This window comes from Lelliottia sp. CFBP8978 (assembly GCF_034046055.2).
GTDB lineage: Bacteria > Pseudomonadota > Gammaproteobacteria > Enterobacterales > Enterobacteriaceae > Enterobacter.
In genome coordinates this window covers 2,293,755-2,306,575 of sequence record NZ_CM188253.1, presented here as the reverse complement: position 1 = coordinate 2,306,575, position 12,821 = coordinate 2,293,755, and the positions used below count along the sequence as shown (strand labels likewise).

The 12,821-nt window shown below is 56.0% G+C and carries 11 protein-coding genes; 7 read left to right on the top strand and 4 right to left on the bottom strand.

Features of this window, described 5'->3' with window-relative positions:
• Positions 1 to 68 precede the first annotated feature (68 nt).
• A complete protein-coding gene (locus SOM82_RS10865; protein WP_320459582.1) occupies positions 69 to 827 on the top strand; it encodes an alpha/beta fold hydrolase in 759 nt (252 codons plus the stop codon).
• A gap of 31 nt (positions 828 to 858) precedes the next feature.
• Here the strand turns inward: SOM82_RS10865 and SOM82_RS10860 are convergent, their stop codons facing one another.
• From SOM82_RS10860 to SOM82_RS10850, 3 genes are read right to left on the bottom strand one after another with little or no spacing between them, the layout of a single operon-like run.
• Complete coding sequence (locus SOM82_RS10860; protein ID WP_320459581.1) at positions 859 to 3,033, bottom strand: virulence factor SrfC family protein; 2,175 nt, start codon at positions 3,031 to 3,033, stop codon at positions 859 to 861.
• Positions 3,030 to 6,011 carry a virulence factor SrfB gene (locus tag SOM82_RS10855; protein ID WP_320459580.1) on the bottom strand — a complete coding sequence of 994 codons (2,982 nt, stop codon included), beginning with the start codon at positions 6,009 to 6,011 and terminating at the stop codon, positions 3,030 to 3,032. Before SOM82_RS10855 ends, SOM82_RS10860 begins: the two co-directional genes overlap by 4 nt.
• Positions 6,012 to 6,015: 4 nt before the next feature.
• The gene (locus SOM82_RS10850; protein ID WP_320459579.1) at positions 6,016 to 7,368 is read right to left on the bottom strand and encodes an SrfA family protein; all 1,353 of its coding nucleotides are present in this window, start codon (positions 7,366 to 7,368) and stop codon (positions 6,016 to 6,018) included.
• Positions 7,369 to 7,650: 282 nt separating this feature from the next.
• On the opposite strand from SOM82_RS10850, the gene SOM82_RS10845 reads away from it, so the two are divergent.
• From SOM82_RS10845 to SOM82_RS10835, 3 genes are all read left to right on the top strand, one after another.
• Positions 7,651 to 9,249, top strand: a complete 1,599-nt coding sequence (locus SOM82_RS10845; protein WP_154125572.1) for an ABC transporter substrate-binding protein — start codon at positions 7,651 to 7,653, stop codon at positions 9,247 to 9,249.
• An 86-nt stretch (positions 9,250 to 9,335) separates the two neighbouring features.
• Positions 9,336 to 9,569, top strand: coding sequence for a YdcY family protein (locus SOM82_RS10840; protein WP_320459578.1), 234 nt, complete (start codon positions 9,336 to 9,338; stop codon positions 9,567 to 9,569).
• 128 nt (positions 9,570 to 9,697) lie between these two features.
• Positions 9,698 to 10,636: a zinc-dependent alcohol dehydrogenase family protein gene (locus SOM82_RS10835; RefSeq protein ID WP_320459577.1), complete on the top strand. Its 939-nt coding sequence runs from the start codon at positions 9,698 to 9,700 to the stop codon at positions 10,634 to 10,636.
• Here the strand turns inward: SOM82_RS10835 and SOM82_RS10830 are convergent.
• A complete protein-coding gene (locus SOM82_RS10830) occupies positions 10,627 to 11,661 on the bottom strand; it encodes an AI-2E family transporter (protein ID WP_320459576.1) in 1,035 nt (344 codons plus the stop codon). The genes SOM82_RS10835 and SOM82_RS10830 overlap by 10 nt on opposite strands.
• 167 nt (positions 11,662 to 11,828) lie before the next feature.
• On the opposite strand from SOM82_RS10830, the gene SOM82_RS10825 reads away from it, so the two are divergent.
• From SOM82_RS10825 to mdtI, 3 genes are all read left to right on the top strand, one after another.
• Entirely contained in the window at positions 11,829 to 11,966 is a 138-nt protein-coding gene (locus tag SOM82_RS10825) for a protein YdgV (RefSeq protein ID WP_422655527.1), read from the top strand.
• Positions 11,967 to 12,083: 117 nt separating this feature from the next.
• Entirely contained in the window at positions 12,084 to 12,446 is a 363-nt protein-coding gene (gene mdtJ, locus SOM82_RS10820; protein WP_154125568.1) for a multidrug/spermidine efflux SMR transporter subunit MdtJ, read from the top strand.
• A complete protein-coding gene (gene mdtI, locus SOM82_RS10815) occupies positions 12,433 to 12,762 on the top strand; it encodes a multidrug/spermidine efflux SMR transporter subunit MdtI (RefSeq protein ID WP_154125567.1) in 330 nt (109 codons plus the stop codon). Before mdtJ ends, mdtI begins: the two co-directional genes overlap by 14 nt.
• The last annotated feature ends 59 nt before the right edge of the window (positions 12,763 to 12,821 follow it).

Here is a 12,821-nt window from a genome sequence, read left to right as displayed (position 1 = left end):
GAAGACAAATTAGCATTCCGTTGAGAGTGACTGTATAAATACACAGTGCATCGTCAAAGGAGTGCTTTATGAACAGTTTTTATTCGCAGCATGCTGGCTGCGTTGTGCGCTGGCACGATCTTCCCGGCCAGGGCGACCCCGTCGTCTTTATTCATGGATTAGGCTGCGCCTCTTCGTATGAATACCCCCGTGTAGTCTGCGATCCCCGTTTCGGCTCCCGCAGAGCCATTCTCATTGACCTTCCCGGCAGCGGTTACAGTGATAAACCTGAATGTTATCGCTATCGCACCAGCGATCAGGCGCAAGTTGTGGTTGAGTTGCTGAATCATCTCCACATCGAAGCATTCTGGCTGTACGGTCACAGTATGGGGGGCAGTATCGCCATCGAAACCGCAGCACTGACACAGAATCGTATCCTTGGCCTAATCGTCTCTGAACCCAATTTTCATGCGGGAGGAGGGATGTTCAGCCGTGCCATTGCCGCGCAGGATGAACACTCATTTATTACCCGCGGCTTTTCTGCGTTGCTGTCTGCCGAGACATCACCCTGGGCGGGTTGCCTGCAAAGTAACGCACCGCATGCCGTCTGGCGTGGCGCCACCGCGTTAGTGGAAGGCATTCAACCTGACTGGAGTGAACATTTTCTGGCGCTGAGCTGTCCCGTTACGCTGCTTTTCGGTGAGCATTCCCTGCCGGATGCCGAAGCAGAAGAGATGCAGCAACTGGGCGTCACGGTGATGATCATCCCCGATGCCGGACACTCAATGTCGTGGGAAAATCCTTCTGCGCTGGCACAGGCGCTGTCGGCCTGTGTGTCCGGAGGGTGACAGCCCGCGCTGAAACGGGCTGTCCGATGGGCTATCGCAATATCGTCTGAAGTGCCTGACGCGCTGTCGGCTGAATATCGTGCGGATGCTGGTAATCAATATTCTCAATCGCGCGCGTGTAGAGCGCGACCAGCCAGTCGTACACATAGGCGGTTGCAGCGTGTACCGGTTGCTCCCCCAGGCGGGTCAATCTTGGTGTTGCGCTGCTGACAACGGAGGTGACGAAGATAGCCTGGCCTTTACGCACCCGACTCGCCGGACGAGCAACGACAGGTGTCTGGGCATAACCCAGCCAGCCAATGAAGTTGCCGATAGCCGCGTGCAGCTGCGCTGCGCTGCTCTTGTCTGCCTCAACAATGCGCTGTAACTGCTGCGGCAGATCCAGCCGGTAGCTGCTGATCACCAGTACATCTGCAATTTGTGGCAACAGGGCCATATCCAGTCCGAGTCTGTTGGCTGCTGCTTCGTTACGGCTCCACTGACGCAGATGGTTGACCCAGACGCGGTGCGCCAGACGGGCTTTATCTTTTGTCTGGAAGATTTCGCTGCCTTCGCTGCTGTTATCGGCAAAAAGGTCGATAACGTCAGTGAACAGGCCATTGACCTGCTCTTCGCGAGGCTGCTGAACCGCCAGCAACGTTTCAAAGGCTTTCAGTGGCGGTAGCAGTCCTTCCAGCAGTTCGCCGTGACGGGCGGCGCTGCTTTGCAGGCTGCGCACCATGGTCTCGGCCTGAGTGCGCTGCGCTGCGGGTTCAACGGTCATCGGCGTCAGATAGCTCTGCATTAATGCACGAATCTCGCGCTGCTGCGCGGCCTTCAGGGCAAGCAGCCGCGTCTGGCGTGGGGTGGAAAGGGTGGCCTGGGACAGCCATTCGACCACGCGCTGCATGCTGTGGGTATCCAGAGCCTGCAATGTTCCCCAGCGCTGTCCCGGCTTGCCCAACAGATGTTGCACCGCTTCGTCCAGATTCTGTTTAGTGGTGAATCGCGCATCGTGTGGGGTTATCGCCCACACCAGCCCCGGTAGAGCGGAGTCTTCACCGGTTTGCGTCTCTTTCACCCAATTTAACAGCGTCCTGGCGGTTTTTGCCGTCTGTTCATGATGCGCGGTCGCGTTGCAGATCACCAACACATCGGGCTGCATCTGCTGACGATAATGCTCCAGCAGCCACACGCACTTCGCCTGAGCCAGCGGCGGCAGGTCGGTGTCTGAAGGCGCCGGAATATCAATGATATCGACATTATCCAGCACGCCATTTTCAGCCGGCAGGATCAGCTCGCGGGTTAAAAACGCCAGCACGTCGACGGGAATACTAATGGCATTCAACATCTCGCCGTCATTCAGCGGATGCAGCAATGCCTCCTGTGCTTCCGGCGAGGTAAACTCTCCGCGGGTCAGGAAGCCTTCACTCGGCAGGCCGAAGTTATCCACCAGCAGACTCAGCGGTGCGGCCAGTTCGCGCGCATGGCTGGTTTGATGCAGCACGTGAGCCAGTTTCAGCCACTGCTGCGTGAGCTCCTGTTGTTCGCCCCACAGCAGCGACCAGACACTAGCACGGGTGCTGAGATCCAGTGACGGAATCAGTTGAGCAAACTGGTGCCACAGCGCATCGTCCATCTGCTGTTCGGAGCCAGGCACGGTACTGCGCCAGAAACGGGCGATCGCAGCCACTTCCTGGGCTGTGATCCCCGGAACACACTGCGGTTGACGCAGTGCGCGCCATTTTTCTACGCGCGCTTCAATCACGGATTTTTCCACCGCACGGATCGGCGAGTGTAGGCTGGTGCGCGCAATAAAGAGTTGTACCAGCTCTGCCTCGGTGACCAGACTCAGGCGCAGGGGAAAGGCATCATCCTGAATGTCCGGCGCATGCGGGGTAAAACGCACCGCCATGTTGGTCAAAGCGTGGCCAGGGTTAATGTGCGAAAAATAGTCGAAGGTACGCTGGCCTGGCGAAACGTTTAGCCGGTTATTTCCGCTGCCGCACAGCGATACCAGCAGGTGCGCTTTGGCCGCCTGTGAATGGCCATATAAGCCGATGCTGCTGTTGGCGGTGATGGCGCGCTCAAGCACACCTTCACGCGCCTGCGCCGAGGTCAGTCGGGCCAGCAGTGCATCGGCATCGTTATCCAGCATGGGGGCGTGCAGACGCGTTTCATTGATCCACCCGATTAAGGCCTGAGTGGTGGCAGTCATCGCTGTCATTTCAGATATACGCTCCCGCTGTCGATCCAGTAGTGGCTTCCGCTGTGGCGGCGGTCTGCCAGAGTATTCAGTTTAAACGTCAGGGCATCAGGCGCAACGGGTGTACCGTCCTGGAGCCAGGCATCGCTCAGTTCAAAAGACTCCGGGCCTTCGTGTTTTGTGCCGCCGCGCAGCTGTAAACGCACATTCAGCACGCCATCCCCGGCGATAGATTTTGCCAGTTCCGCAGAGTTGATACTCAGGGTATAGAGCGGGGTGGCAGGCCAGCGGGCGTTCTCCAGCTGGCGGAACCCGAGGGTGACATTTCCGCGAAGCGGGAAGTGCAGCCGGGCGTCCAGCTTTGCGCCAGGTTTGTCGAGATCGATATTCTGATACCAGACATTCTCTTCGCGCAGCGTGTTGACCGTATTATCCAGAACGCCGAGATAGCGCACGGTTGAGTACGCGCCAATGTCGGCCGCTTTGAAATTAAAGCGGGGCAGGCGCAGATCGAGCGCAAGGCTACAAAGCATGGCGCCGACGGCGGCCGTCGATTTTGGATTACCGATGCGGCCCTGCTGACTGAACGGATACCACTCATGCACCCGGTACTTATCCAGCCAGACAATGCGGTTCACCGGTACGGGCTGTAAATGGCGAATCAGCGCCTGTACGCCAGGCAAGCAACCCGGACGGCCGGTGATCAGCAAAATATCGCAGGCATAGTGCGAAATAGCTTCGCACACCGCATGCAGCGGTGCGGCGAGGGTAAACTGACCCGCCAGCATCGCATCCTGCATCTCCTGGAAATCGACGTGCAGCGGCACGGCAAACAGATCAAACGGAGCCGAACCGGTCGGTAACGCGTGGTCGATTGCCTGCTGCAGATAGTTCATCACATTGCGGGTAGGCTGCTGGGGCAATAAATCGCCAAAGGTGGCATGTAAACCCGCCAGCGGATCGTCAATATCGCTACTTTCCCATGCCGCAAGAATCGCATGACCAATCGGCATAAACAGCTGAAGGGCCGTTTGCTGACGTAAAACGGCCTGGGTATCAATGCGACCGGAATCGCCAAACAGAGACGCCATCAGCAGGGAGGCATCCGCGATGCCGGATTTTTGCAGCTGAGTTTGCAAGGCAGGCAGCACGTAGCGTTGAATCACATCGAGCAACGTATCGTCACCCGCCACTTTAAAGCCTTCGCGGAACAATAGCTGTGGCGTAATTTTGACGTTATTACCGGAGCCATCGTCCAGTTGATAGTGGGTGATCGCCATATCGGTCGTGCCGCCGCCAATATCTATGGAGGCCACGCGTAGCGAGCGTCCGGGCGGCGTACCCGGTTCGGCTTCGCGATCCGGGCGAGCCAGCGAGGCAAAAAACGCTTCCGTCTGGCCGCCGAAATGGGAAATAGCTTCGTTATACAGCCACACCAGCTGGCCGCAGCTGGCCTCATCCCACTCCATCTGGATTTCAGGAACCGGGATCACGCTTTTATCCTGCTGCTTACGGCTGGCAAAATCGTCATCCTGAGGATGCCAGCCCATCGCTTTCCAGACAATCGCGATGGCTTCAAACATCCGGCGGCGGAAGATCTCTCGCTCCTGTTTTGGCATCGCGGAGGGCAGCGTCAGGATCAAGGTACGCAGCTGCCGCGGGGATGCCGGGAAGCCTAAACGAAGACGCGTGGCGACGCTGTTAATCTGCCCCAGAGCCTGGGCGAGCAGCTCGCACAGCATATGGGTCATCAGCGTGCTGCGGCTGTATTGCGGCGAGAAGACCGGCAAACGCTCGTCCTGCGGCAGCGTAAACAGCGGCTGGCCGTCATCGTTCATTAAATTCATCAGCGGGAAAGCCGTCGCCAGCGGTTCGCGCTGGGTTTTGGCGTTCATCTGGCTAAAACGCCAGTCCTGCACCACCGGCGTTTCATCCCACAGATAGCGGCGCGGGCTGGAGATCCCGCTGTTGCCTTCCGTACCCAGACGCTGCATCGCCAGTTTGCGTGCCTCATCGCCGACGCGGACGATAGAAGGCCAGACGAACGCATCTTCACGGCCACTTTCGACGGAAAAATGCTGTTTGCCAAAGCGGGCTTCAGAAAATTCAAGGCGGCTGGTAAACAGCGGCTCATTCAGAAACTGCGGTTCGCTCAGGGAGCGCACCTGTAACTCTGCGGTCTGGCGCAGGCCATCATTGGCGTCGCCATGATCTTCAATGATCACACCGCAGGTATGGGTGTTGCCCACGTCGAGGATCAGATCAACCGGAATGGCTGGCGTGCTCAACGTATGGGTTACAAATTTCACTTCAGGAACGGTGATTTGTTCACCCAGCATCGACATCAGGTTCAGCCAGTGCGCCTGGTATTCAAAACCGCGCATCGCCTGTTGCAGCTCGCGGTCCGGACGGTTTTCGACGGCGGTCGCGTAGCCGGTAAAGGCCTCGCGCAACCAGCCATCAATCCAGGTTTGGTCGAGGAAATTCAGCACTTCCTCATCGCGCCAGGCCAGCGCAAAGCGCGTGCCGTTCAGAATATCGTTTTCAACCGGAGACAGTCCCGGAGTGGCATGGTCGGCAATCTGGCTGTCGAGCGCAAACGTCACGCGATGCGTGTTTCCGGCGCTGTCAGGGGATGCAAGCTTCCGTACCTGGACGCGCGCCCAGTTGTCCGGGCCATCGACAAAGGTGCGCGGCGGGTTAAAGCGTAAAAAAGGAACCGGAAGCCAGACGCCATCGAGTGTGGTCAGAGACTGATGCAGCGGGATCGTGCTTTCAGGCTTCACCACTTCCGGCTGACCGCCGCCAGAGGCGGGCAGGGTATAACGACCGTTAACCAGATCGTAATTCAGACGCAGCAAAGGCCCATTGGCCGTTTTACGCACGAAGCGACCGTTGCTGGCCGTATCCTGTGGCATCAGGCCGAAATCAAGAAATTGCACTCCGCTGTTCGCAATCAGCGTGACGCTTTGTTTGTAGTCGCAAAGATTTACCAGCATAGGATCAGGCACCTGCTTTCTTGAACGTCAGCGGAACGACGGTTTTGGCATCATAACGGGCGGTACATTCCGCCACGTCGTTAGTCCCGGCTTTACAGGCGATCTCCGGCATCGGATAGCGCGAGCCATCGGTGCAGCGGGCGTTGCCACGGCTTTTGATCATCAGTTCGCCGTTGCTGTGCAGACCGGAGAAAATCTCGCTCCGACAGACGATGTTGTCACCGTGAACCACTCTGGCGGTGCCTTTATTATTTTGAATTTGATAGCGCAGTGACGGTGGTTTGCCGGTAATCGGGTCTTTCACGTCCAGCAGCGCGCGCCAGGTGCCATTGAGGAATTTGGTCGAACCGGTTTTAACCTGGATCGCATCCATCACCATCGCATCTTTCGGGATCGCGGTAATGACGACCGCTTCCGCGACGGGGGCCGGATCTGGCTCTTTCGCTTTAACTGGCAGGATCTCGGCCTGATGCAGCGGCAGGTTCATCGCCATTTCTACCGCCGGTTTCACCGGCTGGGGGGCAATCGCGACCGGTGCGGGTGCAGGAGCGGGCTCCGGCTGTGCAGAAGGGGCCGCTTTCGGCCATAACAGCGGCGCGGCGACCGCGGCGACGATGATTGCCGCAACGGGCAGAGACCAAAGCGGAACGCGGCGTTTTTTGCTGACAACGACCGGCTCCGGCGGCGGTGCCGGGACTGGTTCGTCATTTACGGCCGCTGGCGCAGGTGCGGGCTCGGCTTGATAAAGATCGTCTTCAGTGATGCGCACCACCGGCGGTGGGGCGATGAGCGGCGCATCTGCTTGCTCAAAGATAAGGGGTGGGGCCGGTTCCGGCTCGACCTCTTCGACAGCAGCGGGCATGGGCTCAGGCTTCAGCGATTCGCGCAGGCAATCCAGAACATCTTCGCGCGCGTTTTCATTGAGGTTTACAAAACCCCAGAAGGTGATAACCGGTTTGCCATCGACCAGAAAGAGGAAATTTTCACCCGGGAACTGGAATGCTTTTGAGAGCAGGGAGCCAAACAGCTGTTGGGCGGTTTTCGGCGACTGAAGGCTCTTTTTACTGAGCGAATCGACGCTGGCAAGGGTATTTTCCAGATAGCGCAGGGCGCGAAAGCGCGCGTCTTCATCTGCGGCTTTCCAGCTGGTTACGTCACCTTCCAGCGGCGAATACCAGTCCACGCGGTCGCCGCCATCATTCACCTGAGGGATCGCGAGACTGTCGACAATGGCCTGCTGTTTGCGCAGACGCAGCGCTTCGCGAATTTGCAGTGCTGATTCAAATACGGCCTGTCCGCCGCCGCCAACGGCCTGAAAATCATCCAGATTGCCGCTGCGTAAAAGTGTTTTTGCCACGATGGGGTCCTGTAGACTTCTTCACCCCTCTACTTTAACCAAAGCGAAACGCAAGCAAACGGGCGAAGAGACGGCAAAAGCGGCGATTTCTTGGCGCATAGAAAGCAACGGGAGTGCTTGACGATTAATGGGACTTAAGGCAAATCAATGCGTGGGCGCTGGCTGTAAAACCAGCGATATCATCTGCTTTAGAATAACCTGATAGTGTTTCGTTATTTGCCACTTTTACGGCGCTGTGCTGTTATTACCCTTCAATATAATAAAACGAAAAGGCTTATAACCATGTCTACAGGGAAAACGTTGCTCGCGTTAGCGCTGAGCACACTCTTACCGGCAAGCGCTGCGTGGGCGGCAAATAATGACACCCTTATCTATTGCTCTGAAGCTTCGCCAGAATCATTCAACCCGCAAATCGCCAGCTCAGGCCCGTCTTTCGTGGCCAGTTCGCAGGTGCTTTATAATCGTCTGATCAATTTTGATCCGGTCAAAAATACGCCCGTTCCGTCGCTGGCGGAATCGTGGACTATTTCGCCGGATGGGAAAACCTATACGTTTGCGCTGCGTAAAGGCGTGAAGTTTAACAGCAATAAATTCTTTAAGCCGACGCGCGATTTTAACGCAGATGACGTTATTTTCTCCGTCATGCGTCAGAAAGACCCTAAGCACCCGTACCACAACGTGTCGCAGGGCAACTATGAATATTTCAACGATGTTGGCCTGGATAAACTGATCCAGGACGTTAAAAAAGTCGATGATTACCATGTGCAGTTTGTGTTGAGCGAGCCGAACGCCGCATTCCTTGCCGACTGGGGAATGGATTTCGCGTCTATTCTGTCAGCGGAATACGCCGATGTGATGCTGAAAAAAGGCACGCCGGAAAATGTCGATACCTGGCCAATTGGTACGGGGCCATATGTGCTGCAACAGTACAAGGTCGATTCGCTGATCCGCTACATTGCTAACCCGAATTACTGGGACGGCGACGTGCCAACAAAGCATCTGATTTTCTCTATCACCCCAAATGTCGAAACCCGTCTGGCAAAACTTCAGACCAACGAGTGCCAGGTTATTCCTGCGCCGTCGCCGGTGCAATTTGAGGTGATTAAAAAGAACAAAGATCTGACGCTGCACTCCGTAGATGCGCTGAACGTCGGCTATCTGGCGTTTAATACCGAGAAAAAACCGTTTGATAACGTACTCGTACGCCAGGCGCTGAACTATGCGACGGATAAAAACGCCATTGTGAATGCCGTCTTTATGGGCTCCGGCACGGTGGCTAAATCACCGATCCCGCCCAATATGCTCGGTTTTAACAAAGATTTGAAAGACTACAGCTACGATCCGGAAAAAGCGAAAGCGCTGCTGAAACAGGCGGGGCTTGAGAAGGGGGCAGAAGTGACGCTGTGGTCGATGCCGGTTCAACGTCCGTATAACCCGAACTCCAAACGCATCGCGGAGATGATCCAGAGCGACTGGGCGAAGGTGGGCGTGAAAGCGAAAATTGTCTCATACGAGTGGGGCGAGTATCTGTCCGGAATGCGTAAAGGTGAGCATGACTCGGCGCTGTTTGGCTGGATGTCGGACAACGGCGATCCGGACAACTTTGCCGATGTGCTGCTGGGCTGCAACAGCATCAAGACCGGCTCCAACGCTGCGCGCTGGTGTGACAAGGGATATAATGAGCTGGTGCAAAAAGCGAAGCTGACCAGCGATCCCGCGCAGCGTGCGGCCCTGTACAGCCAGGCGCAGGAGATTTTCTATCAGCAGGCGCCATGGATTGCGCTGGCCAACGGGAAAACGTTCTATGCCACACGCAGCAACGTGACGGGTTACAGCGTCAGCCTGATGGGCAGCGATTTCTCGAAAGCGAAGCTGAATTAATCCCGACTGAGGGGCGCGTTTTGCCGTCTGCGCCCCTCACTACGGCCCTCTCCCGAATCGAGAGGGGGTATCATTAAGGAGTGACAATGTCACATTTAGATGAGGTTACGGCGCGCGTTGACGCCGCAGTCGCAGAAAGTGTTATTACCCACATGAATGAACTGCTGATTGAACTAAGCGAAGACGCGCAATTGAGCCGTGAAGATCGCTACACCCAGCAGCAGCGGCTGAGAAACACCATTGCCCATCACGGCAAACAGCATAAAGAAGAAGCCGATGCGCGCCACGAGCATCTGACCAAAGGCGGCGAGATCCTGTAATCCTAAAACTGGCGTCGGGCTACCCGCCAGGCGCCAGTCATCAGCAGCACCGCAAGCCCAGTAAACATTTCCGTCCAGCGAACGAGGCGGTAAAATCGTGTGATTTTAACGCTATCAGGCATCTGCAAATGAACCATTTGGCTTTAGGCTATCGCCGCTTTGGCGAGCCAGAATCCGTCCTTCAGCCGGAGATATCGGCATCTGGCCCGTTACGTCCCGACATGCTACGGGTGCAGATGATCTGTTCACCGATCAATGCGTCGGATCTTATTCCCGTCACGGGCGCTTACCGTCACAGAACCCCATTGCCTGCTGTCGCCGGATATGAAGGCGTCGGGGTGGTAATTGAGGGGCCGTTGTCTCTACGGGGCAAGCGCGTGTTGCCGCTGCGCGGGCAGGGCACCTGGCAACAGGTGGTGGATTGCCCGGCGGAACTGGCGATCCCCGTGCCGGATGGGATCGATTCTGTGCTCGCGGGCCGCGCGTACATTAACCCGCTGGCGGCGCAAATGTTGATCGCGCTCTATCCTCCCCGGGGCAAGCGGGTTTTGCTGACCGCAGCCGGTTCGGACTGCGCCGTGTTGCTGGGACAGTGGGCGCGTAGCGCGGGCGCTGTCGAGGTGTATGGTATTCACCGTTCGTCGGTGCATGCGGACAAACTGGCCGCGATGGGTATTACGCCGGTTTCGCAGGAGAACACCGCAAAGATTGCGCAGATCGCAGCACAGACGGATATTGTCTATGACGCCACGGGCGGCGGTCTGGCAGAGACGATTCTCGGCGCGTTGCCCGAAAGCGGACTGTTTGTGTGCTACGGTCTGCTGTCGGGAAAACCGTTCAGACAACAGCCGCAGGTGCGCTGGTTTCATATTCGCAATACCCTGGATGTGCTTAGTGCGGCGGCCTGGCAGCGGGAATTTCACGCAATATGGCCGAAATTGCAGGCCAGCCAGTATGGCGACGTGACGCTTTTTGCGTTTTCTGAGTGGCGAGCCGCCCTGGCGTACTATCGACAAGCGGGCCGCACGAGCAAACCTATGCTGACGATGATGCCCCGTTACCTGTGACTCATATCACTGAGCAGTACGGCGATACTCTGTCCGCCAGCCGTCTGTTCCAGACCGATCTTCACAATAATGGTGAGCGGGACGGAGAGTAACATGCCCACCGGCCCGAGCAGCCATCCCCAGAAGATCAAGGATAAAAAGACCACCAGCGTCGAAAGCCCGAGTCCGCGCCCCATCATGCGGGGTTCGAGGATATTGCCAAAGACCAGGTTAATCACCAGATATCCCGCCAGAACAATCAGCGCATCGTAGAGCCCGCTAAATACCAGCACCTGGGCGATAGGGGGGATCGCCGCCAGCACGGATCCAATGTTGGGAATATAGTTGAGGGCAAACGCCAACAACCCCCAGACAAAAGCAAAACGGACATCCAGCGCGGCGAGCATGGCCCAGGCCACCAGCCCCGTGACGAGGCTAATAGCGGTTTTCAGCACCAGATAGCGCGACACGCTGTCCAGCGCCCGTTGGATCGCGTTCATCCCTTCATCGGGGCGGGACATCATCTGCTGCAGTTTAACGGGCAGTTGCGGCACTTCGATTAGCATAAACACCACGGTCAGCAGGAGCAGGAAAATAGAGGTCATCGCACTGGAGAGCTGGCTCAGAAGTGCGGTCACCACCGTCATGGCCGCATTGGGGTCGATGTATTTCAGCAGCTCTTCAACCGAGACTTCAATCCCGGCGCGCTGTAACCACGGTTCGATATGCTGTAAAGGAACGACCAGCGAGGAGCGGTATTGCGGCAGGGTGCGCGCCAACTCATTCAGCGATGTCCCCAGATAGGCAATCAGCAGCACCATCGCCAGGATGATCACGGTGATAAGGAGTGAGATCGCCAGCACGCGCGGCACCCGCAGGCGTACCATCCGTTGCACTAACGGATTAAGGATCACCGCGATAAAAAGCGCCAGAATAAAGGGCACAATGATATCAGCGGCAAAACGGATCCCCGCAAGTATCATCACCAGCATTCCAAGCATGATGACAATTTTTAATCCGTTCAGAGTAATGATGGGTTTCGCCATGTGAGTTCCTGGGTGAATCCTTTTTATTTATAATAACGGGAAAGCGCATTTAATCTACTAACGGAAATCAAACAGGGTGGGTAAAGAAGTGAAAATCTTTTGAGTTAATTCCTGGCTTATGGTACAAATCAGGCGTGTTTAACTACTGAGGACAATTTTCATCCGCAATGACGAGAAGCAATACCGCGGATAATTGTAATATTATGGACAATCTGTTCAGGACGTACTTTTCAAATAACACCGCTGTCTTTTCAACCTCCCTCTGCCTGCTATCCGGTGAGCAACACTGGCGCAACGCGCTATAGTCCCGTCTTCTGCCTGAGCTAACGCTACGCGTCTAGCACTGTCATTTATTTCATATTTTTCGGTTTGTCGTTTTCGACAAGCTGCGATGGATAATATTCTCAAGCAGGAGAAGCACCATGTTTTACTGGATACTATTAGCCCTGGCCATCCTGGCTGAAATTACTGGAACCCTTTCTATGAAATGGGCCAGTATTAGTGATGGCAATACCGGATTTATTTTAATGCTGGTAATGATTTCCCTTTCGTATATTTTCCTGTCGTTCGCGGTAAAAAAAATCGCGCTCGGTGTGGCGTATGCGTTGTGGGAGGGGATCGGTATTCTGTTGATCACGCTGTTCAGCGTGATGTTATTTGATGAAACCCTGTCAACGATGAAAATTGCCGGACTGACCACGCTGGTCGCAGGGATTGTGCTGATTAAATCAGGCACCCGAAAACCGGCAAAACAGCAGAAGGAGCAGACTCATGCAACAGTTTGAATGGGTTCATGCGGCCTGGCTGGCGTTAGCGATTGTGCTGGAAATCCTCGCCAACGTTTTTCTGAAATTTTCTGATGGCTTCCGCCGTAAATTTTACGGGCTGATGTCTATCGCTGCGGTGCTCGGGGCGTTCAGCGCCCTGTCGCAGGCGGTGAAGGGAATCGATCTTTCCGTGGCTTACGCGCTGTGGGGCGGTTTCGGTATCGCAGCCACGCTGGCGGCGGGTTGGATACTGTTTGGTCAACGCCTGAATCGTAAAGGATGGGTAGGCCTGCTGCTGCTGCTGGCGGGGATGGTGATGATAAAACTGGCCTGATGTGAACGCTGCCTGTATTTACGGGCAGCGAAATTCGCGACCTGTATTACGCTTATAAA

What these genes read in the sequence shown, in the direction of transcription:
- SOM82_RS10865 (WP_320459582.1), top strand. Translation starts at nt 69, where the DNA reads ATGAACAGTTTTTATTCGCAGCATGCTGGCTGCGTTGTGCGCTGGCAC.
- SOM82_RS10835 (WP_320459577.1), top strand. Translation starts at nt 9,698, where the DNA reads ATGAACCATTTGGCTTTAGGCTATCGCCGCTTTGGCGAGCCAGAATCC.
- SOM82_RS10855 (WP_320459580.1), bottom strand. Translation starts at nt 6,011, where the DNA reads ATGCTGGTAAATCTTTGCGACTACAAACAAAGCGTCACGCTGATTGCG.
- mdtJ (WP_154125568.1), top strand. Translation starts at nt 12,084, where the DNA reads ATGTTTTACTGGATACTATTAGCCCTGGCCATCCTGGCTGAAATTACT.
- SOM82_RS10860 (WP_320459581.1), bottom strand. Translation starts at nt 3,033, where the DNA reads ATGACAGCGATGACTGCCACCACTCAGGCCTTAATCGGGTGGATCAAT.
- SOM82_RS10845 (WP_154125572.1), top strand. Translation starts at nt 7,651, where the DNA reads ATGTCTACAGGGAAAACGTTGCTCGCGTTAGCGCTGAGCACACTCTTA.
- mdtI (WP_154125567.1), top strand. Translation starts at nt 12,433, where the DNA reads ATGCAACAGTTTGAATGGGTTCATGCGGCCTGGCTGGCGTTAGCGATT.
- SOM82_RS10825 (WP_422655527.1), top strand. Translation starts at nt 11,829, where the DNA reads ATGACGAGAAGCAATACCGCGGATAATTGTAATATTATGGACAATCTG.
- SOM82_RS10840 (WP_320459578.1), top strand. Translation starts at nt 9,336, where the DNA reads ATGTCACATTTAGATGAGGTTACGGCGCGCGTTGACGCCGCAGTCGCA.
- SOM82_RS10830 (WP_320459576.1), bottom strand. Translation starts at nt 11,661, where the DNA reads ATGGCGAAACCCATCATTACTCTGAACGGATTAAAAATTGTCATCATG.